The organism is Escherichia sp. 94.0001, from assembly GCF_013369155.2.
In the GTDB taxonomy this organism is placed as follows: Bacteria; Pseudomonadota; Gammaproteobacteria; order Enterobacterales; family Enterobacteriaceae; genus Escherichia; species Escherichia coli_F.
Map to the genome: position 1 here is coordinate 108,062 of NZ_JABWMS020000005.1, position 26,593 is coordinate 134,654.

At 52.1% G+C, this 26,593-nt stretch carries 29 protein-coding genes; 23 read left to right on the plus strand and 6 right to left on the minus strand.

Features of this window, described 5'->3' with window-relative positions; all coding sequences use genetic code 11:
• Nucleotides 1-35 precede the first annotated feature (35 nt).
• The 20 genes from hofM to HEN33_RS04540 all read left to right on the plus strand — a co-directional run bounded on the left by hofM (nucleotide 36) and on the right by HEN33_RS04540 (nucleotide 17,722).
• The gene (gene hofM, locus HEN33_RS04445; protein WP_001353630.1) at nucleotides 36-815 is read left to right on the plus strand and encodes a DNA utilization protein HofM; all 780 of its coding nucleotides are present in this window, start codon (nucleotides 36-38) and stop codon (nucleotides 813-815) included.
• Nucleotides 815-1,354: a PilN domain-containing protein gene (locus HEN33_RS04450; RefSeq protein WP_176262946.1), complete on the plus strand. Its 540-nt coding sequence runs from the start codon at nucleotides 815-817 to the stop codon at nucleotides 1,352-1,354. The genes hofM and HEN33_RS04450 overlap by 1 nt, the downstream gene beginning before the upstream one ends.
• Nucleotides 1,338-1,778 carry a DNA utilization protein HofO gene (hofO, locus tag HEN33_RS04455; protein ID WP_176262945.1) on the plus strand — a complete coding sequence of 147 codons (441 nt, stop codon included), beginning with the start codon at nucleotides 1,338-1,340 and terminating at the stop codon, nucleotides 1,776-1,778. Before HEN33_RS04450 ends, hofO begins: the two co-directional genes overlap by 17 nt.
• Nucleotides 1,768-2,172 (plus strand): DNA utilization protein HofP, encoded by a 405-nt coding sequence (gene hofP / locus HEN33_RS04460; protein WP_001264139.1) that lies wholly within the window; start codon nucleotides 1,768-1,770, stop codon nucleotides 2,170-2,172. The genes hofO and hofP overlap by 11 nt, the downstream gene beginning before the upstream one ends.
• Nucleotides 2,084-3,322: a DNA uptake porin HofQ gene (gene hofQ / locus HEN33_RS04465; RefSeq protein WP_000815999.1), complete on the plus strand. Its 1,239-nt coding sequence runs from the start codon at nucleotides 2,084-2,086 to the stop codon at nucleotides 3,320-3,322. Before hofP ends, hofQ begins: the two co-directional genes overlap by 89 nt.
• Before the next feature lie 400 nt (nucleotides 3,323-3,722).
• Complete coding sequence (gene aroK, locus HEN33_RS04470; RefSeq protein ID WP_000818618.1) at nucleotides 3,723-4,244, plus strand: shikimate kinase AroK; 522 nt, start codon at nucleotides 3,723-3,725, stop codon at nucleotides 4,242-4,244.
• Between the two features lie 56 nt (nucleotides 4,245-4,300).
• Entirely contained in the window at nucleotides 4,301-5,389 is a 1,089-nt protein-coding gene (gene aroB, locus HEN33_RS04475; protein WP_000439850.1) for a 3-dehydroquinate synthase, read from the plus strand.
• A 91-nt stretch (nucleotides 5,390-5,480) separates the two neighbouring features.
• Nucleotides 5,481-6,767 carry a cell division protein DamX gene (gene damX, locus HEN33_RS04480; RefSeq protein WP_176262944.1) on the plus strand — a complete coding sequence of 429 codons (1,287 nt, stop codon included), beginning with the start codon at nucleotides 5,481-5,483 and terminating at the stop codon, nucleotides 6,765-6,767.
• Nucleotides 6,768-6,873: 106 nt separating this feature from the next.
• Nucleotides 6,874-7,710 carry an adenine-specific DNA-methyltransferase gene (gene dam / locus HEN33_RS04485; RefSeq protein WP_000742143.1) on the plus strand — a complete coding sequence of 279 codons (837 nt, stop codon included), beginning with the start codon at nucleotides 6,874-6,876 and terminating at the stop codon, nucleotides 7,708-7,710.
• Between the two features lie 17 nt (nucleotides 7,711-7,727).
• Entirely contained in the window at nucleotides 7,728-8,405 is a 678-nt protein-coding gene (gene rpe, locus HEN33_RS04490) for a ribulose-phosphate 3-epimerase (RefSeq protein ID WP_000816280.1), read from the plus strand.
• Nucleotides 8,398-9,156: a phosphoglycolate phosphatase gene (gph, locus tag HEN33_RS04495; RefSeq protein WP_001031720.1), complete on the plus strand. Its 759-nt coding sequence runs from the start codon at nucleotides 8,398-8,400 to the stop codon at nucleotides 9,154-9,156. Before rpe ends, gph begins: the two co-directional genes overlap by 8 nt.
• Nucleotides 9,149-10,153: a tryptophan--tRNA ligase gene (gene trpS / locus HEN33_RS04500; RefSeq protein ID WP_000165543.1), complete on the plus strand. Its 1,005-nt coding sequence runs from the start codon at nucleotides 9,149-9,151 to the stop codon at nucleotides 10,151-10,153. Before gph ends, trpS begins: the two co-directional genes overlap by 8 nt.
• 159 nt (nucleotides 10,154-10,312) lie before the next feature.
• Entirely contained in the window at nucleotides 10,313-11,218 is a 906-nt protein-coding gene (gene yhfZ, locus HEN33_RS04505; RefSeq protein WP_176262943.1) for a GntR family transcriptional regulator YhfZ, read from the plus strand.
• Nucleotides 11,219-11,234: 16 nt separating this feature from the next.
• Nucleotides 11,235-11,597 (plus strand): PRD domain-containing protein, encoded by a 363-nt coding sequence (locus tag HEN33_RS04510; RefSeq protein ID WP_115739289.1) that lies wholly within the window; start codon nucleotides 11,235-11,237, stop codon nucleotides 11,595-11,597.
• 83 nt (nucleotides 11,598-11,680) lie between these two features.
• Complete coding sequence (locus HEN33_RS04515; protein WP_176262942.1) at nucleotides 11,681-12,844, plus strand: YhfX family PLP-dependent enzyme; 1,164 nt, start codon at nucleotides 11,681-11,683, stop codon at nucleotides 12,842-12,844.
• A complete protein-coding gene (locus HEN33_RS04520; RefSeq protein ID WP_176262941.1) occupies nucleotides 12,844-14,070 on the plus strand; it encodes a phosphopentomutase in 1,227 nt (408 codons plus the stop codon). Before HEN33_RS04515 ends, HEN33_RS04520 begins: the two co-directional genes overlap by 1 nt.
• Nucleotides 14,067-14,945: a phosphotriesterase-related protein gene (locus HEN33_RS04525; protein WP_176262940.1), complete on the plus strand. Its 879-nt coding sequence runs from the start codon at nucleotides 14,067-14,069 to the stop codon at nucleotides 14,943-14,945. Before HEN33_RS04520 ends, HEN33_RS04525 begins: the two co-directional genes overlap by 4 nt.
• 10 nt (nucleotides 14,946-14,955) lie before the next feature.
• Nucleotides 14,956-15,309 (plus strand): DUF2620 domain-containing protein, encoded by a 354-nt coding sequence (locus HEN33_RS04530; RefSeq protein ID WP_000719728.1) that lies wholly within the window; start codon nucleotides 14,956-14,958, stop codon nucleotides 15,307-15,309.
• An 11-nt stretch (nucleotides 15,310-15,320) separates the two neighbouring features.
• Nucleotides 15,321-16,625, plus strand: a complete 1,305-nt coding sequence (locus HEN33_RS04535; RefSeq protein ID WP_176262939.1) for a YhfT family protein — start codon at nucleotides 15,321-15,323, stop codon at nucleotides 16,623-16,625.
• A gap of 11 nt (nucleotides 16,626-16,636) precedes the next feature.
• Nucleotides 16,637-17,722, plus strand: coding sequence for an aminotransferase class I/II-fold pyridoxal phosphate-dependent enzyme (locus HEN33_RS04540; RefSeq protein WP_176262938.1), 1,086 nt, complete (start codon nucleotides 16,637-16,639; stop codon nucleotides 17,720-17,722).
• Between the two features lie 104 nt (nucleotides 17,723-17,826).
• Here the strand turns inward: HEN33_RS04540 and HEN33_RS04545 are convergent, their stop codons facing one another.
• The 6 genes from HEN33_RS04545 to tsgA form a co-directional block, all read right to left on the minus strand.
• Nucleotides 17,827-17,994, minus strand: a complete 168-nt coding sequence (locus HEN33_RS04545) for a YhfL family protein (protein ID WP_001031834.1) — start codon at nucleotides 17,992-17,994, stop codon at nucleotides 17,827-17,829.
• 246 nt (nucleotides 17,995-18,240) lie between these two features.
• Entirely contained in the window at nucleotides 18,241-19,614 is a 1,374-nt protein-coding gene (gene cysG, locus HEN33_RS04550; protein ID WP_000349877.1) for a siroheme synthase CysG, read from the minus strand.
• Nucleotides 19,615-19,632: 18 nt separating this feature from the next.
• A complete protein-coding gene (nirC, locus tag HEN33_RS04555) occupies nucleotides 19,633-20,439 on the minus strand; it encodes a nitrite transporter NirC (RefSeq protein ID WP_000493563.1) in 807 nt (268 codons plus the stop codon).
• Nucleotides 20,440-20,565: 126 nt separating this feature from the next.
• Nucleotides 20,566-20,892, minus strand: coding sequence for a nitrite reductase small subunit NirD (gene nirD, locus HEN33_RS04560; protein ID WP_000084764.1), 327 nt, complete (start codon nucleotides 20,890-20,892; stop codon nucleotides 20,566-20,568).
• A complete protein-coding gene (gene nirB / locus HEN33_RS04565; RefSeq protein ID WP_176263299.1) occupies nucleotides 20,889-23,432 on the minus strand; it encodes an NADPH-nitrite reductase large subunit in 2,544 nt (847 codons plus the stop codon). Before nirB ends, nirD begins: the two co-directional genes overlap by 4 nt.
• Nucleotides 23,433-23,693: 261 nt before the next feature.
• Entirely contained in the window at nucleotides 23,694-24,875 is a 1,182-nt protein-coding gene (gene tsgA, locus HEN33_RS04570; protein ID WP_000185225.1) for an MFS transporter TsgA, read from the minus strand.
• A 269-nt stretch (nucleotides 24,876-25,144) separates the two neighbouring features.
• Between tsgA and ppiA the strand changes: the two genes are divergently transcribed.
• The 3 genes from ppiA to HEN33_RS04585 all read left to right on the plus strand — a co-directional run bounded on the left by ppiA (nucleotide 25,145) and on the right by HEN33_RS04585 (nucleotide 26,581).
• A complete protein-coding gene (ppiA, locus tag HEN33_RS04575) occupies nucleotides 25,145-25,717 on the plus strand; it encodes a peptidylprolyl isomerase A (protein WP_000477225.1) in 573 nt (190 codons plus the stop codon).
• Between the two features lie 104 nt (nucleotides 25,718-25,821).
• Nucleotides 25,822-25,989: a YhfG family protein gene (locus HEN33_RS04580; protein WP_000736860.1), complete on the plus strand. Its 168-nt coding sequence runs from the start codon at nucleotides 25,822-25,824 to the stop codon at nucleotides 25,987-25,989.
• Entirely contained in the window at nucleotides 25,979-26,581 is a 603-nt protein-coding gene (locus tag HEN33_RS04585; RefSeq protein ID WP_176263298.1) for a putative adenosine monophosphate-protein transferase Fic, read from the plus strand. Before HEN33_RS04580 ends, HEN33_RS04585 begins: the two co-directional genes overlap by 11 nt.
• Nucleotides 26,582-26,593: the final 12 nt, after the last annotated feature.

Here is a 26,593-nt window from a genome sequence, read left to right on the forward strand (position 1 = left end):
CCGTCAGAGTGACGGGTGATAAGGAGATCATCACGATGGCATTTAAGATCTGGCAAATTGGTTTGCATTTACAACAGCAAGAAGCGGTAGCGGTTGCGATCGTGCGGGGCGCAAAAGAATGCTTTTTGCAACGCTGGTGGCGGTTGCCGCTGGAGAACGACATAATCAAAGATGGGCGGATTGTCGATGCACAGCGGCTGGCTAAAACGTTGTTACCGTGGAGTCGCGAACTGCCGCAGCGTCATCACATTATGTTGGCGTTTCCCGCCAGTCGCACATTACAGCGGTCATTTCCGCGCCCGTCGATGTCCCTTGGTGAGCGGGAGCAAACGGCCTGGCTGTCCGGGACGATGGCCCGCGAGCTGGATATGGATCCGGACTCCCTGCGCTTCGATTACAGCGAAGACTCACTCAGTCCCGCCTATAACGTGACTGCCGCGCAAAGCAAAGAGCTGGCAACGCTGCTTACTTTGGCAGAAAGGTTGCGTGTTCATGTTAGTGCGATCACCCCGGATGCCAGTGCATTACAGCGATTCCTGCCTTTTTTACCTTCTCATCAGCAATGTCTGGCCTGGCGTGATAACGAACAGTGGCTGTGGGCGACGCGCTATAGCTGGGGGCGCAAACTGGCGGTGGGGATGACTAGCGCGAAGGAGCTGGCGGCAGCGTTATCCGTTGATCCCGAAAGCGTCGCGCTATGTGGCGAAGGCGGATTTGACCCGTGGGAGGCGGTTTCTGTTCGTCAGCCGCCGCTACCGCCGCCAGGTGGAGACTTTGCCATCGCGCTGGGGCTGGCGCTAGGGAAGGCGTACTGATGAACCCGCCAATTAATTTTTTGCCCTGGCGACAGCAACGCCGGACCGCTTTTCTTCGTTTCTGGTTGCTGATGTTCGTTGCGCCTCTGCTGCTGACCGTCGGGATAACGCTAATATTGCGTCTGACAAGCAACGCCGAAGCTCGCGTAGATGCCGTTTTGCTTCAGGCGGAACAACAACTCGCCCACAGCTTACAAATAACGAAACCACGTTTGCTGGAGCGCCAACAAATTCGTGAGCAGCGTTTGCAAAGGCAGCGCCAGCGACAATTTACCCGTGACTGGCAATCTGTGCTGGAAGCACTGGCGGCGCTTTTACCCGAACACGCCTGGCTGACAACGATAAGCTGGCAGCAGGGAACGCTGGAGATCAAGGGGCTAACAACAAGCATTACCGCGTTAAACGCGCTGGAAACGTCACTCCGCCAGGATGCTTCTTTTCATCTCAATCAGCGGGGGGCCACGCAGCAGGATGCGCAGGGACGCTGGCAATTTGAGTATCAGTTAACAAGGAAGGTTAGCGATGGACATGCTCTTTGACTGGTGGTTCGCCACATCACCCCGCCTCCGCCAGCTTTGCTGGGCATTCTGGTTGATGATGTTAGTTACGCTCATTTTTCTGTCATCGACACACCAGGAAGAGAGCGACGCATTAATTCGACTACGGGCAAGTCATTACCAGCAGTGGGCCGCACTGTATCGCCTGGTAAACACCACTCCCTTCAGCGAGGAAAAAACGCAGCCCTTTTCGCCACTGGATTTTCAGTTATCCGGCGCGCAACTGGTTTACTGGCATCCATCCGCGCAGGGAGGTGAGTTGGCGTTGAAAACGCTGTGGGAAGCAGTGCCGTCGGCATTTACACGGCTGGCAGAGCGCAACGTAAGCGTGAGCCGTTTTTCGTTAAGCGTGGAAGGTGATGACCTTTTGTTCACGCTACAACTGGAGACGCCGAATGAGGGTTAAACGCTGGTTGTTGGCAGGTATTGCATTGTGCCTTTTAACCGGTATGCGTGACCCTTTTAAACCGCCGGAAGATCTATGCCGGATTAGCGAACTTAGCCAGTGGCGCTATCAGGGGATGGTAGGGCGAGGCGAGCGCATCATCGGTGTAATAAAAGATGGGCAAAAAAAATGGCGACGGGTGCAGCAAAACGATGTACTGGAAAACGGCTGGACGATCTTACAGCTAACGCCAGACGCACTAACGCTGGGAACCGGGACAAACTGCGAACCGCCACAATGGTTGTGGCAACGGCAAGGAGATACAAATGAAGCAATGGATAGCCGCACTACTGTTGATGCTGATACCCGGCGTACAGGCGGCAAAGCCGCAAAAAGTGACGCTGATGGTGGATGACGTTCCGGTAGCTCAGGTGTTGCAGGCGCTGGCTGAACAGGAGAAGTTGAACCTGGTGGTGTCGCCAGACGTCAGCGGTACGGTGTCGTTACATCTAACAGATGTTCCCTGGAAGCAAGCACTACAAACTGTAGTGAAAAGCGCCGGACTGATAACGCGTCAGGAGGGCAACATTCTCTCGGTGCATTCCGTTGCCTGGCAGAATGACAATATCGCCCGTCAGGAGGCGGAGCAGGCGCGGGCGCAGGCAAATCTGCCGCTGGAAAATCGCAGTATAACCCTGCAATACGCCGACGCGGGAGAACTGGCGAAAGCGGGGGAGAAGCTACTGAGTGCCAAAGGGAGTATGACCGTCGATAAACGCACCAATCGCCTTTTGCTGCGAGATAACAAAGCGGCGTTAAGCGCGCTTGAACAGTGGGTAGCGCAAATGGATCTGCCGGTCGGGCAGGTTGAGCTGTCGGCGCATATTGTCACCATTAATGAAAAAAGTTTGCGTGAGTTAGGCGTGAAATGGACGTTGGCTGATGCGCAACAAGCTGGTGGCGTTGGGCAAGTCACCACGCTTGGCAGCGACCTCTCCGTAGCGACGGCGACAACGCATGTCGGTTTTAACATTGGACGCATCAACGGACGTTTACTGGATCTTGAGCTTTCCGCGCTCGAACAAAAACAGCAGCTGGATATTATCGCCAGTCCGCGTCTGCTGGCCTCACATCTTCAGCCTGCCAGCATTAAACAGGGGAGCGAAATTCCATATCAGGTTTCCAGCGGGGAAAGTGGCGCGACGTCGGTGGAATTTAAAGAGGCCGTCCTGGGGATGGAAGTTACGCCCACGGTGTTACAAAAAGGTCGCATCCGGCTGAAATTACACATCAGCCAGAACGTTCCGGGGCAGGTGCTACAGCAGGCCGATGGCGAAGTGCTGGCGATTGATAAGCAGGAGATCGAAACGCAGGTCGAGGTCAAAAGCGGAGAAACGTTGGCGCTGGGTGGCATTTTTACCCGTAAAAATAAATCGGGTCAGGATAGCGTACCGTTGCTTGGCGACATTCCCTGGTTCGGGCAATTATTTCGTCATGACGGAAAAGAAGATGAACGACGCGAGTTAGTGGTGTTTATCACGCCACGACTGGTTTCCAGTGAGTAAACAGCCGTAAAAGCGGTAATGTTTTTACGCTGAACGTGTTTCATCTATTTGACGCGCGCAGGTATTTAGCATACAAGGAGTACCGATTTGAGAGTTGGTGCTCTTCGCTGCCTGCGTTCCATGATGATGATTTATCATTCAGGCGGCATTTTGCTGTCTTTTTTACGCTAATCTTACCCGGTGATTTATCGCCAGAGCGGTGGTAGCAAGGCAGCGCGCTTGCAGCGACCAGATATGCAGAGGGATGGGTGATTTATTCAGTTGCCAAACCCGCTGGAGTATTGAGATAATTTTCAGTCTGACTCTCGCAATATCTTATGAGGTTTCAGTTCATGTCCTGCGGCGCTCTCTGAGCGAAGCGGGTTTATCATTAACGAATAGTCTTAGTAGTACCGAAAAAATGGCAGAGAAACGCAATATCTTTCTGGTTGGGCCTATGGGTGCCGGAAAAAGCACTATTGGGCGCCAGTTAGCTCAACAACTCAATATGGAATTTTACGATTCCGATCAAGAGATTGAGAAACGAACCGGAGCTGATGTGGGCTGGGTTTTCGATTTAGAAGGCGAAGAAGGCTTCCGCGATCGCGAAGAAAAGGTCATCAATGAGTTGACCGAGAAACAGGGTATTGTGCTGGCTACTGGCGGCGGCTCTGTGAAATCCCGCGAAACGCGTAACCGTCTTTCCGCTCGTGGCGTTGTCGTTTATCTTGAAACGACCATCGAAAAGCAACTTGCACGCACGCAGCGTGATAAAAAACGCCCGTTGCTGCACGTTGAAACACCGCCGCGTGAAGTTCTGGAAGCGTTGGCCAATGAACGCAATCCGCTGTATGAAGAGATTGCCGACGTGACCATTCGTACTGATGATCAAAGCGCTAAAGTGGTCGCAAACCAGATTATTCACATGCTGGAAAGCAACTAATTCTGGCTTTATATACACTCGTCTGCGGGTACAGTAATTAAGGTGGATGTCGCGTTATGGAGAGGATTGTCGTTACTCTCGGGGAACGTAGTTACCCAATTACCATCGCATCTGGTTTGTTTAATGAACCAGCTTCATTCTTACCGCTGAAATCGGGCGAGCAGGTCATGTTGGTTACCAACGAAACCCTGGCTCCTCTGTATCTCGATAAGGTCCGCGGCGTACTTGAACAGGCGGGTGTTAACGTCGATAGCGTTATCCTCCCTGACGGCGAGCAGTATAAAAGCCTGGCTGTACTCGATACCGTCTTTACGGCGTTGTTACAAAAGCCGCATGGTCGCGATACTACGCTGGTGGCGCTTGGCGGCGGCGTAGTGGGCGATCTGACCGGCTTCGCGGCGGCGAGTTATCAGCGTGGTGTACGTTTCATTCAAGTCCCGACGACGTTACTGTCGCAGGTCGATTCCTCCGTTGGCGGCAAAACCGCGGTCAACCATCCCCTCGGTAAAAACATGATTGGCGCGTTCTACCAGCCTGCTTCAGTGGTGGTGGATCTCGACTGTCTGAAAACGCTTCCCCCGCGTGAGTTAGCGTCGGGGCTGGCAGAAGTCATCAAATACGGCATTATTCTTGACGGTGCGTTTTTTAACTGGCTGGAAGAGAATCTGGATGCGTTGTTGCGTCTGGACGGTCCGGCAATGGCGTACTGTATTCGCCGTTGTTGTGAACTGAAGGCAGAAGTTGTCGCCGCCGACGAGCGCGAAACCGGGTTACGTGCTTTACTGAATCTGGGACACACCTTTGGTCATGCCATTGAAGCTGAAATGGGGTATGGCAATTGGTTACACGGTGAAGCGGTTGCTGCGGGTATGGTGATGGCGGCGCGGACGTCGGAACGTCTCGGGCAGTTTAGTTCTGCCGAAACGCAGCGTATTATAACCCTGCTCACGCGGGCTGGGTTACCGGTCAATGGGCCGCGCGAAATGTCCGCGCAGGCGTATTTACCGCATATGCTGCGTGACAAGAAAGTCCTTGCGGGAGAGATGCGCTTAATTCTTCCGTTGGCAATTGGTAAGAGTGAAGTTCGCAGCGGCGTTTCGCACGAGCTTGTTCTTAACGCCATTGCCGATTGTCAATCAGCGTAACAACAAGAAAGGTCAGGCCGCTTATCAAGCGGTCTATTAGCTTCAGGTTAATTGCAACGTGGTAAGCATTAACCTTTTAGTGGGGTGTTAAATGGATGAATTCAAACCAGAAGACGAGCTGAAACCCGATCCCAGCGATCGTCGTACTGGTCGTTCTCGTCAATCTTCTGAACGTTCTGAGCGTACTGAACGTGGCGAACCGCAGATCAATTTTGATGATATTGAACTTGATGACACTGACGATCGCCGTCCGACTCGTGCGCAAAAAGAGCGCAATGAGGAACCGGAAATCGAAGAAGAAATTGACGAATCCGAAGATGAAACCGTGGATGAAGAGCGCGTAGAGCGTCGTCCGCGTAAGCGCAAAAAAGCAGCCAGTAAACCCGCTTCTCGTCAGTATATGATGATGGGCGTCGGCATTCTGGTTCTCCTGCTGTTGATCATCGGTATCGGTTCTGCGCTAAAAGCCCCCTCGACCTCTTCCAGCGATCAAACCGCGTCTGGCGAGAAGAGTATTGATCTTGCTGGCAATGCGACCGATCAGGCGAATGGCGTGCAGCCAGCGCCGGGAACCACGTCTGCGGAAAATACTCAGCAGGATGTTTCTCTGCCGCCGATCTCTTCTACGCCGACTCAAGGGCAAACCCCGGCGGCAACGGATGGTCAACAACGTGTTGAAGTGCAGGGTGACCTGAACAATGCGCTGACCCAGCCACAAAATCAGCAACAGTTGAATAATGTGGCGGTCAATTCCACGTTGCCGACAGAACCCGCGACGGTCGCGCCTGTTCGCAATGGCAATGCATCGCGTGACACGGCGAAAACGCAAACCGCTGAACGTCCGGCCACTACGCGTCCAGCTCGCCAGCAGGTGGTGATTGAACCGAAAAAACCGCAAGCAACCGTGAAAACGGAACCGAAGCCGGTAGCACAGACGCCGAAGCGTACTGAACCAGCTGCTCCTGTGGCGAGCACGAAGGCACCGGCTGCGACCTCTACGCCAGCACCAAAAGAGAACGCAACTACGGCTCCAGTACAGACGGCATCCCCGGCGCAAACCACGGCAACAACAGCCGCTGGAGGGAAGACCGCAGGTAATGTTGGTTCGTTGAAATCGGCACCGTCCAGCCATTACACTCTGCAGCTGAGCAGTTCCTCTAACTACGACAACCTGAACGGTTGGGCGAAGAAAGAGAATCTGAAAAACTACGTTGTCTATGAAACGACGCGTAATGGTCAGCCGTGGTATGTCCTGGTTTCTGGCGTGTACGCTTCGAAAGAAGAGGCGAAAAAAGCGGTATCTACATTGCCAGCAGATGTCCAGGCCAAAAACCCGTGGGCGAAACCGCTGCGTCAGGTACAGGCCGATCTGAAGTAATCAAGGTTATCTCCCGCAATGGTTTATCATCGCGGGAGTTGCCTGAAGCGCTGGATGCTGTCGGAGCTTTCTCCACAGCCGGAGAAGGTGTAATTAGTTAGTCAGCATGAAGAAAAATCGCGCTTTTTTGAAGTGGGCAGGGGGCAAGTATCCCCTGCTTGATGATATTAAACGGCATTTGCCCAAGGGCGAATGTCTGGTTGAGCCTTTTGTAGGTGCCGGGTCGGTGTTTCTCAACACCGACTTTTCTCGTTATATCCTTGCCGATATCAATAGCGACCTGATCAGTCTCTATAACATTGTGAAGATGCGTACTGATGAGTACGTACAGGCCGCACGCGAGCTGTTTGTTCCCGAAACAAATTGCGCCGAGGTTTACTATCAGTTCCGCGAAGAGTTCAACAAAAGCCAGGATCCGTTCCGTCGGGCGGTACTGTTTTTATATTTGAACCGCTACGGTTACAACGGCCTGTGTCGTTACAATCTGCGCGGTGAGTTTAACGTGCCGTTTGGCCGCTACAAAAAACCCTATTTCCCGGAAGCAGAGTTGTATCACTTCGCTGAAAAAGCGCAGAATGCCTTTTTCTATTGTGAGTCTTACGCCGATAGCATGGCGCGCGCAGATGATGCATCCGTCGTCTATTGCGATCCGCCTTATGCGCCGCTGTCTGCGACCGCCAACTTTACGGCGTATCACACAAACAGTTTTACGCTTGAACAACAAGCGCATCTGGCGGAGATCGCCGAAGGTCTGGTTGAGCGCCATATTCCAGTGCTGATCTCCAATCACGATACGATGTTAACGCGTGAGTGGTATCAGCGCGCAAAATTGCATGTCGTCAAAGTTCGACGCAGTATAAGCAGCAACGGCGGCACACGTAAAAAGGTGGACGAACTGCTGGCTTTGTACAAACCAGGAGTCGTTTCACCCGCGAAAAAATAATTCTCAAGGAGAAGCGGATGAAACAGTATTTGATTGCCCCCTCAATTCTGTCGGCTGATTTTGCCCGCCTGGGTGAAGATACCGCAAAAGCCCTGGCAGCTGGCGCTGATGTCGTGCATTTTGACGTCATGGATAACCACTATGTTCCCAATCTGACGATTGGGCCAATGGTGCTGAAATCCTTGCGTAACTACGGCATTACCGCCCCTATCGACGTACACCTGATGGTGAAACCGGTCGATCGCATTGTGCCTGATTTCGCTGCCGCTGGTGCCAGCATCATTACCTTTCATCCAGAAGCCTCCGAGCATGTTGACCGCACGCTGCAACTGATTAAAGAAAATGGCTGTAAAGCGGGTCTGGTATTTAATCCGGCGACACCGCTGAGCTATCTGGATTACGTGATGGATAAGTTGGATGTGATCCTGCTGATGTCCGTCAACCCAGGTTTCGGCGGTCAGTCTTTCATTCCGCAAACACTGGATAAACTGCGCGAAGTACGTCGTCGTATCGACGAGTCTGGCTTTGACATTCGACTGGAAGTGGACGGTGGCGTGAAGGTGAACAACATTGGCGAAATCGCTGCGGCGGGCGCGGATATGTTCGTCGCCGGTTCGGCAATCTTCGACCAGCCAGACTACAAAAAAGTCATTGATGAAATGCGCAGTGAACTGGCAAAGGTAAGTCATGAATAAGTTTGAAGATATTCGCGGCGTCGCTTTTGATCTCGACGGTACGCTGGTGGACAGTGCTCCTGGTCTTGCTGCTGCGGTAGATATGGCGCTGTATGCGCTGGAGTTGCCCGTCGCAGGTGAAGAGCGTGTTATTACCTGGATTGGTAATGGCGCAGATGTTCTGATGGAGCGCGCATTGACCTGGGCGCGTCAGGAACGTGCGACTCTGCGTAAAACAATGGGTAAACCGCCCGTTGATGACGACATTCCGGCAGAAGAACAAGTACGTATTCTGCGTAAACTATTCGATCGCTACTATGGCGAGGTTGCCGAAGAGGGGACGTTTTTATTCCCGCACGTTGCCGATACGCTGGGCGCATTGCAGGCTAAAGGCCTGCCGCTAGGCTTGGTTACCAACAAACCGACGCCGTTCGTCGCGCCGCTGCTCGAAGCCTTAGATATCGCCAAATACTTCAGCGTGGTGATTGGTGGTGATGATGTGCAAAACAAAAAACCGCATCCGGACCCGCTGTTACTGGTGGCTGAGCGGATGGGAATTGCCCCACAACAGATGCTGTTTGTTGGCGACTCACGCAATGATATTCAGGCGGCAAAAGCGGCAGGTTGCCCATCAGTTGGCTTAACCTACGGATATAACTACGGCGAGGCTATCGATCTCAGCCAGCCTGATGTAATTTATCAGTCTATAAATGACCTTCTGCCCGCATTAGGGCTTCCGCATAGCGAAAATCAGGAATCGAAAAATGACTAAGCCCATCGTTTTTAGTGGCGCACAGCCCTCAGGTGAATTGACCATTGGTAACTACATGGGTGCGCTGCGTCAGTGGGTAAACATGCAGGATGACTACCATTGCATTTACTGTATTGTTGACCAACACGCGATCACCGTGCGCCAGGATGCACAGAAGCTGCGTAAAGCGACGCTGGATACGCTGGCCTTGTATCTGGCTTGTGGTATCGATCCTGAGAAAAGCACCATTTTTGTTCAGTCCCACGTGCCGGAACATGCGCAGTTAGGCTGGGCACTGAACTGCTATACCTACTTCGGCGAACTGAGCCGCATGACGCAGTTTAAAGATAAATCTGCGCGTTATGCTGAGAATATCAACGCGGGTCTGTTTGACTATCCGGTGCTGATGGCGGCGGATATCCTACTGTATCAAACCAACCTGGTGCCGGTGGGTGAAGACCAGAAACAGCACCTGGAACTGAGCCGCGATATCGCCCAGCGTTTCAACGCGCTGTATGGCGATATTTTTAAAGTACCGGAGCCGTTTATTCCGAAATCTGGCGCGCGCGTAATGTCGCTGCTGGAGCCGACCAAAAAGATGTCCAAGTCTGACGATAACCGCAATAACGTTATCGGCCTGCTGGAAGATCCGAAATCGGTAGTGAAGAAAATCAAACGTGCGGTCACTGACTCCGACGAGCCGCCGGTAGTTCGCTACGATGTGCAGAACAAAGCGGGCGTTTCCAACCTGCTGGATATCCTTTCTGCGGTAACGGGCCAGAGCATCCCGGAACTGGAAAAACAGTTCGAAGGCAAGATGTATGGTCATCTGAAAGGCGAAGTGGCTGATGCCGTTTCCGGTATGCTGACTGAATTGCAGGAACGTTATCACCGTTTCCGCAACGATGAAGCCTTCCTGCAACAGGTGATGAAAGATGGCGCGGAAAAAGCCAGCGCGCACGCTTCCCGTACGCTAAAAGCGGTGTACGAAGCGATTGGATTTGTGGCGAAGCCGTAATTTCACATTAATGCCAAAAACCGGGGGAACCCGGTTTTTTATCCTCTTTTTGCAATAATCCGAAAAAATGTGAAGCGCCTCGCCATTTCCATATCTCATAGTTGCCACTTATCTTCAATTTAATGAAGATATAAATATTCACTTTATTGAAAATTTACTATGCGTCGAACGTTTATCAAAAAAGAAGGCGTCGTCATCACGACTCTGGCTCGTTATCTGTTAGGTGAAAAGTGCGGTAATCGACTGAAAACCATAGATGAACTGGCAACTGAATGCCATTCATCGGTTGGTCTGACACAGGCCGCATTGAAAACACTGGAATCTGGCGGTGCGATACGGATAGAACGCCGTGGGCGCAATGGCAGTTATCTGGTGGAAATGGATAACAAAGCGCTGCTGACTCATGTGGATATCAACAATGTGGTATGTGCGATGCCCTTGCCCTATACCCGTTTGTACGAAGGCCTGGCGAGCGGATTGAAAGCCCAATTTGATGGCATTCCTTTTTACTATGCGCATATGCGCGGCGCGGATATTCGCGTGGAGTGTTTACTTAACGGCGTGTATGACATGGCGGTGGTTTCCCGACTGGCGGCGGAAAGTTATCTCACGCAAAAAGGCTTATGCCTCGCGCTGGAGTTGGGGCCGCATACCTACGTTGGCGAGCACCAGTTGATTTGCCGTAAAGGCGAGTCCGCAAACGTGAAGCGCGTGGGGCTGGATAACCGTTCGGCGGATCAGAAAATTATGACCGATGTCTTTTTTGGCGATAGTGATGTGGAACGAGTCGATCTCTCTTATCACGAGAGTTTACAACGCATTGTTAAAGGCGATGTTGATGCTGTTATCTGGAACGTGGTGGCAGAAAACGAACTGACCATGCTGGGATTAGAAGCGACGCCGCTCACAGACGATCCGCGATTTTTACAGGCCACCGAAGCCGTGGTTTTGACGCGAGTCGATGATTACCCGATGCAACAATTGCTGCGTGCAGTTGTTGATAAACAGGCCCTGCTTGCCCATCAACAACGAGTGGTCAGTGGGGAACAGGAACCCAGTTATTAAACGAAAGGCATCTGAAATGGAAACCAGACTCAACCTGCTTTGCGATGCAGGCGTTATTGATAAGGACATCTGCAAAGGCATGATGCAGGTCGTCAACGTACTGGAAACAGAGTGTCATCTACCGGTGCGCAGCGAGCAAGGAATGATGGCGATGACACATATGACGAGCGCACTGATGCGCAGTCGCCGTGGTGAAGAAATAGAGCCGCTGGACGCCGAATTGCTGGCAGAACTGGCGCAATCCAGCCACTGGCAAGCCGTTGTGCAATTGCATCAGGTGTTGTTGAAGGAATTTACACTGGAAGTTAACCCGTGTGAAGAAGGCTATTTGCTGGCCAACCTTTATGGATTATGGATGGCTGCTAACGAAGAGGTTTGAAGCTCCCGACAAATCCACGTCGCACAACCTAAATATTCAAAAAAATGAATATTTAATTCAAGGAACAGAAACGAGGCAACAAGATGTTTGTAGAAGCATTGAAACGCCAGAACCCGGCGCTAATTTCCGCCGCACTAAGCTTGTGGCAAAAGGGCAAGATCGCCCCGGACAGCTGGGTGATCGACGTGGATCAGATACTGGAAAACGGTAAGCGGCTGATTGAGACGGCGCGGCTTTACGGTATTGAACTGTATCTGATGACCAAACAGTTCGGTCGTAATCCGTGGCTGGCAGAAAAACTGCTGGCGCTGGGCTACAGCGGCATTGTGGCGGTGGATTACAAAGAGGCACGAATCATGCGCCGCGCAGGTTTACCGGTGGCGCATCAGGGGCATCTGGTACAAATCCCTTGTCATCAGGTTGCTGACGCCGTTGAACAGGGCACCGACGTCATCACCGTGTTTACACTCGACAAAGCGCGGGAAGTTTCTGCGGCAGCGGTGACGGCCGGGCGGGTCCAGCCTGTGCTGCTCAAAGTTTATAGCGACGATGATTTTCTTTATCCGGGGCAGGAGAGCGGTTTTGCACAGCATTCGCTGCATGAGGTGGTTGCTGAAATCCAGAAACTACCGGGGTTACATTTAGCCGGATTAACCCATTTCCCTTGCCTGCTATGGGATGAGGCTGCCGGGAAAGTTTTGCCAACACCGAACCTCCAGACGCTGGTCAATGCTCGTAACCAACTTCTGAAGTCTGGAGTTGTACTTGAGCAATTAAACGCGCCTTCAGCGACCAGCTGCACTTCGCTGCCATTACTGGCGGAATACGGTGTGACTCATGCCGAACCCGGCCATGCGCTGACGGGGACGATTCCGGCAAACCAGCAGGGCGACCAACCTGAACGTATCGCCATGCTTTGGCTGAGCGAAATTTCCCATCACTTCCGTGGCGACAGCTACTGCTACGGCGGCGGTTATTACCGTCGTGGTCACGCGCAACATGCGCTGGTGTTTACGCCAGAAAATCAAAAGATTACTGAAACCAATATCAAAACTGTGGATGACAGCAGTATCGACTACACCCTGCCGCTGGCAGGCGAGTATCCGGTGAGCAGTGCAGTGGTGCTCTGTTTTCGCACGCAGATTTTTGTCACCCGTAGCGATGTGGTGCTGGTGTCCGGTATTCACCGTGGCGAACCGGAAATCGTTGGTCGTTATGACAGTCTTGGAAGCTCTCTGGAGGCGTAATGGCGCGATTTGTGGTGTTAGTGATTGATAGCTTTGGCGTAGGGGCAATGAAAGATGTCACGTTGGTGCGTCCGCAGGATGCCGGGGCGAATACCTGTGGTCACATCCTGAGCCAGTTGCCGCATTTGCAGCTACCAACGCTGGAGAAAATGGGGCTAATCAACGCATTAGGTTATGCGCCAGGCGATATGCAGCCGTCAGACTCCGCAACCTGGGGCGTGGCAGAGTTGCAACATGAAGGTGGCGACACCTTTATGGGGCATCAGGAAATTTTAGGCACGCGCCCGTTACCGCCGCTGCGGATGCCCTTTCGCGATGTGATTGACCGTGTTGAACAGGCATTAGTCACCGCTGGCTGGCGGGTTGAGCGCCGTGGCGAAGAGTTGCAATTTCTGTGGGTTAATCAGTCGGTTGCCATTGGCGATAACCTCGAGGCGGATTTAGGCCAGGTCTATAACATCACCGCCAATCTCTCTGCGATCTCTTTTGACGACGCAATCAAAATTGGTCGTATCGTGCGTGAGCAGGTACCGGTCGGTCGGGTCATTACATTTGGTGGTCTGTTAACCGACAGCCAGCGCATTCTCGATGCGGCTGAAAGTAAAGAAGGGCGCTTTATTGGCATAAATGCGCCGCGTTCTGGCGCTTATGACAATGGCTTCCAGGTCGTACATATGGGCTACGGCGTCGATGAAAAAGTGCAGGTGCCGCACCAACTGCATCAAGTGGGCGTGCCCACGGTGCTGGTGGGTAAGGTGGCAGATATCGTCAGCAATCCTTATGGCGTGAGCTGGCAAAACCTGGTGGATAGCCAGCGGATTATGGATATCACCCTCGACGAATTTAACACGCATCCGACGGCGTTTATTTGCACCAATATCCAGGAAACCGACCTCGCTGGTCACGCAGAAGACGTCGCACGTTATGCTGAACGTTTGCAGGTCGTTGACCGTAACCTTGTCCGGCTTGTTGAGGCGATGCAGCCAGATGATTGCCTGGTCGTGATGGCGGATCACGGTAACGATCCGACCATTGGTCACAGCCACCATACCCGTGAAGTAGTGCCAGTGCTGGTTTATCAGCAAGGGCTGGTCCACACGCAACTCGGTGTGCGCACCACGCTTTCTGATGTGGGGGCTACCGTGTGTGAATTTTTCCGTGCGCCACCGCCACAAAATGGTCGCTCTTTTCTTTCCTCTCTCCGGTTTGCAGGAGACACCCTATGAGTTTTGATCCGACGGGCTTCACCCTCGCCCATGAGCATCTGCATATTGATCTCTCCGGCTTTAAAAACAACGTGGACTGCCGCCTTGATCAGTATGCGTTCATTTGCCAGGAGATGAACGACCTGATGGCACTGGGTGTGCGTAATGTGATTGAGATGACCAACCGTTACATGGGGCGCAATGCACAATTTATGCTCGATGTAATGCACGAGACGGGGATCAACGTGGTGGCCTGCACCGGTTATTACCAGGACGTGTTTTTCCCGCAACATGTGGCGACCCGCAGCGTGCAGGAACTGGCGCAGGAGATGGTCGATGAAATTGAACAGGGTATCGATGGCACGGAGCTGAAAGCCGGGATCATCGCGGAGATCGGCTCCAGCGAAGGAAAGATTACGCCGCTGGAAGAGAAAGTTTTTATTGCCGCCGCGCTGGCACATAACCAGACCGGACGCCCGATCTCCACGCATACGTCGTTCAGCACGATGGGGCTGGAGCAATTGGCTCTGTTGCAAGCCCACGGAGTTGATCTTTCGCGCGTCACCGTTGGTCACTGCGATCTGAAAGACAACCTCGACAACATTTTGAAGATGATCGATCTCGGCGCGTATGTGCAGTTCGACACCATCGGCAAGAACAGTTACTACCCGGACGAAAAGCGCATTGCGATGCTCCACGCGCTACGTGACCGTGGTTTGCTGAACCGCGTCATGCTGTCGATGGATATTACGCGCCGCTCCCATTTAAAAGCCAACGGTGGTTATGGCTATGACTATTTATTAACCACCTTTATTCCGCAATTGCGCCAGTCAGGATTCAGTCAGGCCGATGTGGATGTGATGTTACGTGAAAATCCCTCTCAATTTTTCCAATAAGGACAGACTCATGAAAAAGATTGGCGTTGCAGGCTTACAGCGTGAGCAAATTAAAAAAACCATTGAAGCGACGGCTCCTGGCTGTTTTGAAGTTTTCATTCATAACGACATGGAAGCGGCGATGAAGGTGAAATCCGGGCAACTGGATTACTACATCGGCGCGTGTAATACCGGTGCGGGCGCGGCATTGTCGATTGCCATCGCGGTGATTGGCTATAACAAAAGTTGCACCATTGCCAAGCCGGGCATTAAAGCGAAAGACGAGCATATCGCCAAAATGATCGCCGAAGGGAAAGTGGCGTTTGGGCTTTCCGTTGAGCATGTCGAACACGCGATTCCGATGCTGATTAACCATCTGAAATAAAAGGCACGACTATGGATCTGTATATTCAGATTATCGTGGTGGCGTGCCTGACGGGTATGACATCGCTTCTGGCGCATCGCTCGGCAGCCGTTTTTCATGACGGTATCCGCCCGATCCTGCCGCAACTGATTGAAGGCTATATGAACCGTCGTGAGGCGGGGAGTATCGCTTTTGGTCTGAGCATTGGTTTTGTGGCCTCGGTGGGGATCTCTTTTACCCTGAAAACCGGGTTGCTCAACGCATGGTTACTCTTTCTTCCTACCGATATCCTCGGTGTCCTGGCGATAAACAGCCTGATGGCGTTTGGTCTTGGTGCTATCTGGGGAATATTGATCCTCACCTGTCTGTTGCCAGTAAACCAGCTGCTGACCGCGCTACCGGTGGATGTATTAGGTAGCCTGGGGGAATTAAGCTCGCCGGTGGTTTCAGCTTTTGCACTGTTCCCGTTGGTGGCGATTTTCTACCAGTTTGGCTGGAAGCAAAGTCTGATCGCCGCCGTGGTGGTTCTGATGACTCGTGTGGTGGTAGTGCGCTATTTCCCACATCTTAACCCTGAATCCATCGAAATCTTTATTGGCATGGTGATGCTGCTAGGGATCGCAATAACTCATGACCTGCGTCATCGTGATGAAAATGATATCGATGCCAGCGGTATGTCGGTGTTTGAAGAGCGTACATCACGGATTATCAAAAACTTACCGTATATCGCCATCGTGGGAGCATTGATTGCCGCCGTTGCCTGCATGAAGATTTTCGCCGGTAGTGAAGTGTCGATCTTCACACTGGAGAAAGCGTACTCCGCAGGCGTAACGCCGGAACAATCGCAAACACTAATCAACCAGGCAGCTCTGGCGGAATTTATGCGCGGGCTGGGTTTTGTACCGTTGATTGCCACCACCGCGTTAGCCACTGGTGTGTATGCAGTTGCGGGCTTTACCTTTGTTTATGCGGTGGGCTATCTCTCGCCGAATCCGATGGTTGCAGCGGTATTAGGCGCAGTGGTTATTTCGGCGGAAGTCTTGCTGCTTCGTTCGATCGGCAAATGGCTGGGGCGCTACCCGTCGGTGCGTAATGCGTCGGATAACATCCGTAACGCCATGAATATGCTGATGGAAGTGGCTCTGCTGGTCGGTTCGATTTTCGCAGCAATTAAGATGGCGGGCTATACCGGATTCTCTATCGCGGTTGCCATTTACTTCCTCAACGAATCTCTGGGCCGTCCGGTACAGAAAATGGCGGCACCGGTCGTAGCCGTAATGATCACCGGCATCCTGCTGAATGTTCTTTACTGGCTTGGTCTGTTCGTTCCGGCTTAAGGAAGGCACCTATGAAGACGTTTCCTTTGCAAAGCCTGACGCTTATTGAAGCGCAGCAAAAGCAGTTTGCGTTGGTGGATACGATTTGCCGCCATTTTCCCGGCAGCGAGTTTCTTACACGCGGGGATTTAGGCTTAACGCCAGGGCTGAATCAACCGCGCATTACTCAGCGTGTGGAGCAGGTGCTGGCTGATGCGTTTCATGCGCCAGCGGCGGCGCTGGTGCAGGGCGCGGGTACTGGAGCAATTCGCGTCGGGCTGGCAGCTTTGCTCAAATCGGGGCAGCGTCTTCTGGTGCATGACGCGCCTGTTTACCCGACGACTCAGGTCATTATTGAGCATATGGGGCTGACGCTTATTACAGCTGATTTCAACAACCTGTCGGCGCTTAAACAGGCCATTGAAGAGCAACAACCAGATGCCGCGCTGGTGCAGCATACGCGCCAGCAGCCGCAGGACAGCTATGTACTGGCAGATGTGCTGGCAACGCTGCGCGCAGCAGGTGTTCCAGCCTTAACCGATGACAACTATGCGGTGATGAAGGTGGCGCGCATTGGCTGTGAATGCGGGGCGAATGTCTCGACATTTTCCTGCTTCAAGCTATTTGGGCCAGAAGGTGTTGGCGCGGTGGTAGGCGATGCTGATGTTATTAACCGTATTCGCGCCACGCTCTACTCCGGCGGCAGTCAGATTCAGGGTGCTCAGGCGCTGGAAGTCTTGCGTGGTTTGGTGTTTGCGCCAGTGATGCACGCGGTGCAGGCGGGGGTATCTGAACGGTTGCTGGATTTACTTAACGGTGGCGCGGTGGCGGAAGTTAAAAGCGCCGTTATTGCCAATGCGCAGTCGAAAGTGTTGATTGTGGAATTTCATCAGCCGATTGCCGCCAGAGTACTGGAAGAGGCGCAAAAGCGCGGTGCCTTGCCTTACCCGGTGGGTGCAGAGTCGAAATATGAAATCCCGCCGCTCTTCTATCGACTTTCAGGAACGTTTCGTCAGGCGAATCCACAACTCGAACATTGCGCGATTCGCATTAACCCGAATCGCAGCGGTGAAGAGACGGTGCTGCGGATTTTGCGTGAGAGTATTGCCAGCGTTTAATTCTGGGACCGATGTTTTCGCAGAGTATGGAGAAAAATACGCCCTCGGAAAATTCAGAGGGCGTTAGCTCATTAAACCGGCGTTAGCCGATTTCTGTCAGAGACTTACTGTGCAGTAGGACCGCAACCGCCAATGATTTTAGAAATAGAAATTGCCGGGTGCAGTAGGTAGTCGTAAGAGCAGTTCTTATCACGGTTTTCAATATGACCAGTACATGCAGTTAACGTAGCCAGTACTGCACCTACCAGTGCAACTTTAATAAATTTGTTCATTTACATTCCCTATGTATTATATATTAATTAATATTCATTGATTATATGAATATAAGCGGACTGCTCATAAATAACGATACAGGAATATTTAATTGGCGTCAGTGAGTGAATGACTTAATTTTGTAAGTCGCTGTAACGGTGAATATAATCCATTAGCAAATGATATTTATTAAGAGGGTATGCTTTATTTGCTGAATATATAAAAAGAGTGATAAAGAGGGCCAGAATTATCTGGCCCGGGTAAAATTAATGGTTAGAGAACCAGTTCAATTTATCGCGCAGGCCAACGACCCGACCAATAATAATTAATGAGGGACTGTTCATTTGCTGCGCCAGCTCGCCCAGTTGCGTGAGCGTACCGTCAATCACGCGTTGCGTTACCGCCGTACCGTTTTCGACAATCGCCACCGGCATTTCGCAAGGCATTCCGTGTTCAATCAGTTTTTGCTGAATGGTCGCGGCCTGATTAAGCCCCATATAGAACACCAGCGTCTGTTTTTCGGCTGCCAGGTTTTCCCAGTCCAGCTCGCCACCGGTTTTTAAGTGTCCGGTAATTAAGCGTACGCTCTGAGCATAATCGCGATGCGTGAGCGGAATGCCCGAATAGGCAGAGCAACCAGACGCTGCGGTAATACCCGGAACTACTGAGAACGGAATACCCGCATTGCACAGTGTTTCAAGCTCTTCGCCACCACGGCCAAAAATAAACGGATCGCCGCCTTTCAGACGCACCACGCGTTTACCTTTTTGCGCTTCCCGCAGCAGGATCTGGTTAATCTCTTCCTGCGGTACGCAGTGGTATCCCGCGCGTTTGCCGACGAAAACGCGATCAGCATCGCGGCGTACCAGATTCATAATATCGTCAGAAACCAGACGGTCGTAGACCACCACATCTGCCTGCTGAATTTGTTGCAGTCCTTTTAGTGTCAGCAGACCGGCATCGCCCGGACCTGCGCCAACCAGCACCACTTCACCGCGATGATCGAGCGGTTCATTGATTAACTGTTCGGTCGTTTCGGTAATGGCTTTCTGATCGTTGTTCGCCAGCGACTGCGCCAGGCGATCATTAACGAACAATTTTTCCCAGAAACGGCGACGTTCACCCATCGTGGCGAACTGTCGTTTGACCCGACCGCGTAACTGCCCCGCATATTTTGCTACCTGGCCGAGATGCAGCGGCAGCAGTGATTCAAGTTTTTCGCGCAACAGTCGCGCCAGAACTGGAGAGGTGCCGCCAGAGGAGACCGCTACCATGAGCGGGGAGCGGTCAATAATCGACGGCATAATAAAGCTGGCGGCTTTCGGCGCATCGACCACGTTACAGAAGATACGACGAGATTCGGCGGCTTCGCTGACACGCTGGTTAAGCGCGTCATCATCCGTCGCCGCAATTGCCAGCCAGCAGGTGTCGAGAAGGCTTTCATCAAATGGCCCTTCGACGAGGGTTAACATGCCTGCATCTGCCCATGCGGTGAACTGTGGAATAAACGCTAATGCATTCACCGTTAAGCGAGCACCTGCGTCTAACAGCAACCTTGCTTTGCGTTCCGCGACATCACCACCGCCGACAATCAAACAGTCGCGGTCGCGTAATTGGCAAAATATAGGCAAATGATCCACGTAAAAACCCCTTAATAATTAACCGGCAGCCGTTTCAGTTTGATTAAATTTGTCCGCAACCGGACGATTAGCTTTCGGCGTAGCATACCAATAACCCAATCCCATGAATACGGCACCCGATAAAGTATTACCCAGCGTCACCCACAGCAGGTTATGACCAATACCCGCCAGCGTGTAGGCTTCGCTGTGGTTGCCGAACCATGAGAGCGCGAACAGCGTCATGTTAGCGATGGAGTGCTCGTAACCGGACGCAATAAACGCCAGCAGACACCACCAGATTGCGATAAATTTCGCCGCGCCTTCAGTACGCAGTGCCATCCAGATTGCCAGACAAACCAGCCAGTTACACAATGCGCCTTTGAAGAACAGTACCATTGCCGGTGCGGTGGTTTTAGCCAGCGCGACGGAGTGAACAATACTGGTATCTACTGGCAAAAGGCTACCACCGCCCCAGCTATAAAGCATGGCAACAAAGACGGAACCGACCAGGTTACCCAGCCAGGTTTGCGGCAGGATTGCCCACATTTGCCCGTGGCTAATGGTGCCCGCTTTCACCCCAAAGGTGAGGAACATGGTGTGTCCGGTGAACAGTTCAGAACCGGCGATAATGACCAGTGTTAAGGCGATACCAAAGGTCGCGCCCATCACCAGAGGACGTACGGACGGATCGAGCAAATTACCGAGCGTGAAAATCAGGATGATCCCCAGCCCCACATACGCGCCCGCCATCGCGGAGCTTACCCAGAAGCCGAGCGGGTTATTTGCCGACAGGCGTGCAATGCGCGCAGCGTTAGCCGCACACTTATTAATAGTGTCTGTAAACATTTGATTATCCTTTAAAAAATAAAAACAAAAAATAAAACAAAAAGTTTAAAAAATGTCCTGCAATATACTTAAGGTCATTACAGGACAATGCAAAAAGGGGAGGCATTGCGCCTCCCGTTAAAACAATTAACCGCGTAGCTGTACCACGCCGTCTTTCACTCGTGCCTCGTAATGCTTGACGGAAAACTGTTCATCTTCCATGCATAAACCGTCGCTTAAGCGAAAACGCTGTTTTTTCAGCGGACTGGCGACCCACAGCTCGCCCTGGTGTTCCGCAATCAGCCCGCGTGACAGCACGCTGGATTCGAAGAACGGATCGATGTTGCTGATCGCAAACACCTGGTCGCTGTGATACGGGCGGAAAATCGCTACCTGCTCGTCACCTAACAGCGCGCAGACGCCGGTTTCAGGCAGGATGTCATCAATTTTGCAGATGTCTTTCCACTGGCTCATGCGTTGTCCTCCACCAGAGTTACCGGGATACGTTCATACGGCGTTGCCGGACGGTGCTGTTCGCGCTCTGGCACCATCTGCACGTTCGGGTCACGCTTATCGCTGTTGATGAAGTGTTTGAAGCGAGTCTGCGCAGACGGCGTATTGACCGTTTCAGTCCACTCACACACTACCGCTTCACGCAGGCGCGCCATCTCTTCTTCCAGATGTGCGTTCAGCCCCAGCTTGTCGTCAATGATCACCGCTTTCAGGTAATCAATGCCGCCTTCGAGGTTTTCTAACCACGGTGCGGTACGCGTCAGTTTGTCGGCAGTACGGATGTAGAACATCATGAAGCGGTCAAGATATTTGATCAGCGTTTCGCGATCGATATCCGCTGCCAGCAGATCCGCATGACGCGGTTTCATGCCGCCGTTACCGCACACATACAGGTTCCAGCCTTTTTCAGTGGCGATAATACCCACATCTTTACCCTGAGCTTCTGAACATTCACGGGTACAGCCGGAGACACCGAACTTCATTTTGTGCGGCGTACGGATGCCTTTGTAGCGGTTTTCCAGTTCCACGCCGAGGCCGACGCTGTCGCCAACGCCGTAGCGGCACCAGGTGCTACCCACGCAGGTTTTCGCCATACGCAGTGCTTTCGCATACGCATGACCGGTTTCGAAACCTGCTTCAATCAGATGACGCCAGATCTCCGGCAGATCGTCTTTCTGTGCGCCAAACATCGCCAGACGCTGGGAGCCGGTGATTTTGGTGTAGAGATTAAATTCACGCGCGATACGACCCACTGCCATCAGCCCTTCTGGGGTGATTTCACCACCCGGAGAACGCGGGATCACCGAGTAGGTGCCGTCTTTCTGGATGTTAGCGAGGAAGTTGTCGTTAGAATCCTGCAGCGGAGTATGTTCCGGCTTCAGAATGTATTCGTTCCAGCAGGAGGCCAGCAGCGAACCGACGGTCGGTTTACAAACCTCACAACCGTAGCCTTTACCGTGTTTCGCCAGCAGTTCTTCGAAGGTTTTAATGCCTTCAACGCGGATCAAATGGAACAGTTCCTGACGCGAATAAGCAAAGTGTTCGCACAGGTTATTGTTAACTTCGATACCCTGTTTTGCCAGTTCCGCGTTCAGTACCTGAGTGACCAGCGGGATACAGCCACCGCAGCCAGTACCCGCTTTGGTTTCGGCTTTCAGCGCCGCAACGGTGTGGCAGCCTTTGTTGATGGCAGCAATCAGATCGCCTTTGGTGACGTCAAAGCAGGAGCAGATTTGCGCGCTGTCCGGCAGTTTATCAACACCAATAGACGGCTTGCCGCTACCTGAGTGCGCCGGCAGGATCAGGGAATCCGGGTTTTCCGGCAGTTCGATTGCGTTCAGCACCAGTTGCAGCAGGTTACCGTAGTCGCTGGTATCACCCACCAGTACTGCACCGAGCAGGGTTTTGTTGTCTTCGCTGACAATCAGGCGTTTGTAGATCTCTTTACTTTCGTCGAGGTAAACGTAGCTACGTGCGCCAGGCGTGCGACCGTGAGCATCGCCAATACCGCCTACGTCTACGCCCAGCAGTTTCAGCTTGGCGCTAAGGTCAGCACCTTCAAAGGCGTTTTCGCTACCGAGAATATGGTCAACGGCGACCTGCGCCATTTTGTAGCCAGGTGCTACCAGACCAAATACACGGTTGTTCCAGCTTGCGCATTCACCGATGGCGTAGATATCTGGATCGGAAGTCTGGCAGGAATCATTAATGACGATACCCCCACGCGGAGCAACGTCCAGACCACACTGGGTTGCCAGCTTATCGCGCGGACGGATACCGGTAGAGAAGACGATAAAGTCGACTTCCAGTTCGCTGCCGTCGGCAAAACGCATGGTTTTACGCGCTTCGACACCTTCCTGCACAATCTCAAGAGTGTTTTTGCTGGTGTGAACGCGTACACCCATGCTTTCGATTTTGCGACGCAATTGCTCGCCGCCCATCTGATCAAGCTGTTCCGCCATCAGCATAGGGGCAAATTCGATAACGTGGGTTTCAATGCCTAAGTTTTTCAGCGCGCCAGCGGCTTCCAGACCTAACAGGCCGCCGCCAACAACGGCACCGCGCTTACTGCGACGGGCGCAGGATTCAATGGCGTTGAGGTCTTCAATGGTGCGATAGACAAAGCAGTCCTGAGTATCAGAACCTTTGATTGGCGGGATCCACGGATAGGAACCGGTCGCCATGATCAGCTTGTCATAAAAAACGGTACGTCCGGCGCTGGAGTGAATCACCTTCTCCTGACGGTTGATGGTGATAGCGCGTTCGCCGACCAGAACTTTAATACCGTGTTTTTCGTAAAAGCCTTCGCGCACCAGCGACAGCTCTTCGGCGGTGTGGTGAGAGAAGTAAGACGAGAGGTGTACGCGGTCATAAGCGATGCGCGGTTCTTCACAGAAAACGGTAATATCAAAGTTGGCCGCATCAGATTTATCAAGAAGATCTTCGATAAAGCGATGGCCGACCATACCGTTACCGATAATTGCGAGTCTGACTTTGCTCATTTTTGCCTCGATTTCTTTTCTATTACCGCCTACCTTAACGATTCAGCAACCCCGCTTATTGATGTAAATCAAATTCACCTTTATATACTCCTTAAGAGGTATATTGCTGATTTGTATAAATTTTCTTAAGTCACGGAATTGTCTGACATTTCATTCGTGTGCAAAAAATAGACAAAATGAACGGGTTTATAGAAATAGACGTACGTAGCGGGGTAAGTGAGGAAAAGGCCGGACGACGATAGCGCCGCCCGGCATGAGCAATTAATGAGAGGTCAGGGTGTTATGCTGACGGTGACGGCTGACGAAACCTAACAGGAAGCACATCACAAAGACGACAGCGTACAGACCGTTTGCCGTCAGCAGCGCCGCCTTTGGACCGCTATGTTCAACAATCGGGCCGGTAACGACAAAGGTCAGCATGGTACCGATGGTCCCGCAGGTCAGGACAAAGTTAACCAGTTTTGGTGACGGTACTTTGGTTTGCTGTGAACCCAGGGTGATGATGGTGGTATAGATCGCGCTGGAGAAGAAGCCCAGGGCGAGAATTGACCACGCCATATGTGCCGGTGTTCCGGTGTTAAAGACGTACATCAGAATCGCAGCCAGACCGGCCAGTACGGTCAGAATACGTTGCAAATCAAAGAAGCGAAGAATAAAGCTGAACGCCCACATGCCGACCATATATGACATCCAGAAGTTACTCACCAGCGTACCTGCGTCGTTCAGGCTCATGCCCAGGCCTTTGGCATACTCTGGTACCCAGGAGATAAAACCTAACTGACCGAGGATGTAGCACAGCGCTGCAATTGAGAGAAACAGTACGCCGATGCCCCATTTTTCTTTCGCTACTGGAGCATCCGTTTTTGGCGCATGTTTGCCCAGTGCCGGAAACTCACAGCCGAAGGTCAGAATAAAAATAGCGACGTAAACCAGCCCGATGCAGGCATAAACCCAGTACCACTCAATGCTGCGCGCCAGCAGAAACGCGGCGATCATTGGGAAAATCATCCCTGCCATACTGAAGAAGGAGTCGGTAAATAACAGGCGAGAACCGCGCTGACGCCCTTCATACATTTGTGTTATCAGGAATGTACCAATCGACATAGTGATACCGCTGACCACCCCGAGAATGAACATCGCCGCCGAGAACAGCGCCAGGCTGTGGCTAAACATCAAACCAGCAACCGCTAGCACCATCAGGAGAAAGCCAAAACGTAACTGCGTTTTTAACGGGACGATTTCCATCAGCCAGGCATTGAGGAAGATAGAGATTAAAATGCCAGCATTGAGGAAGGTGAAGGTGTTACTCATACTGGAAACAGGCAGATTGAAATAATCGGCGATATTTCCCATCACCATCCCGGTGACAATAACCAACGCACCCGTCAGTGCGTAGGAGAGAAAGCTAATCCATGTGAGCTTGATGCGATTGCTGTTAGTCATGATTGGCCTGCGTTCAAAAATAAAATGGCATAGCGGGATATGCCGCGAGCGGGCGATTTTAGGTGATTTTGTGATCTGTTTAAATGTTTTATTGCAATCGGTTGCTAAATTGCATTTTAAGGGTGATTTTGATCACGGAATAAAAAGTGATCGTCAGGTTACATATATTTCAGATACGTAAAATTAGGTAAAGGGATGGCCTTGTTCTTGAAGGCTATTTAGAATCTCTTCACTTGCTTTTTTTCTGCTCTGTTTGTTAAGGAAATCTCATGTTCAAATCGACCCTGGCGGCGATGGCTGCTGTTTTCGCTCTTTCTGCTCTTTCTCCCGCAGCAATGGCAGCGAAAGGGGACCCGCACGTATTGTTGACAACCTCAGCTGGTAACATCGAACTGGAGCTGGATAAACAAAAAGCGCCAGTATCTGTGCAAAACTTTGTCGATTATGTGAACAGCGGTTTTTATAACAACACAACCTTTCACCGCGTCATTCCTGGCTTTATGATTCAGGGCGGCGGTTTCACCGAGCAGATGCAGCAGAAAAAACCAAACCCGCCAATCAAAAATGAAGCCGATAACGGCCTGCGCAACACGCGTGGCACCATCGCGATGGCGCGTACCGCTGACAAAGACAGCGCCACCAGCCAGTTCTTTATCAACGTTGCCGATAACGCCTTCCTCGACCACGGTCAGCGTGATTTCGGTTACGCGGTATTTGGTAAAGTGGTGAAAGGCATGGACGTTGCCGATAAGATTTCCCAGGTGCCGACTCATGATGTTGGTCCGTACCAGAATGTGCCGTCAAAACCGGTAGTTATCCTTTCCGCTAAAGTCCTGCCGTAATGATTTCTCGCGCGGGCAATCTTGCCCGCGCTTCTGCTCTCCCGGCGTAACCCGGATTTGCCGCTTATACTTGTGGCAAATGGACACGTTCAGGGAGGCATCAAGTGAAGAAACTCACCGATAAGCAAAAGTCCCGTCTCTGGGAGCTTCAGCGTAATCGTAATTTCCAGGCCAGTCGCCGTCTTGAAGGCGTCGAGATGCCTTTAGTTACTCTTACTGCCGCAGAGGCTTTAGCGCGCCTTGAAGAGCTGAGGAGGCACTATGAGCGATAAATTCGGCGAAGGGCGCGATCCGTATCTTTATCCTGGCCTTGATATCATGCGTAACCGGCTGAACATCCGCCAGCAACAGCGGCTGGAACAGGCCGCTTACGAAATGACGGCGCTGCGTGCTGCGACCATTGAGCTTGGTCCGCTGGTGCGCGGTTTACCGCATTTGCGCACTATCCATCGCCAGCTGTATCAGGATATTTTCGACTGGGCGGGGCAACTGCGTGAAGTTGATATTTATCAGGGCGATACGCCGTTCTGCCACTTTGCTTATATCGAAAAAGAGGGCAATGCCCTGATGCAGGATCTGGAGGAAGAAGGGTATCTGGTTGGCCTGGAGAAAACGAAGTTCGTCGAGCGGCTGGCACACTACTATTGTGAAATCAACGTCCTGCATCCCTTCCGTGCGGGAAGTGGTCTGGCACAGCGTATCTTCTTCGAGCAACTGGCGATTCATGCTGGTTATCAACTGAGCTGGCAGGGTATCGATAAAGAGGCCTGGAATCAGGCAAATCAGAGTGGGGCAATGGGGGATCTCACTGCGCTGCAGACGATATTTAGCAAAGTGGTAAGCGAAGCCGGGGAATCTGAGTAAAATAGCGCGGTT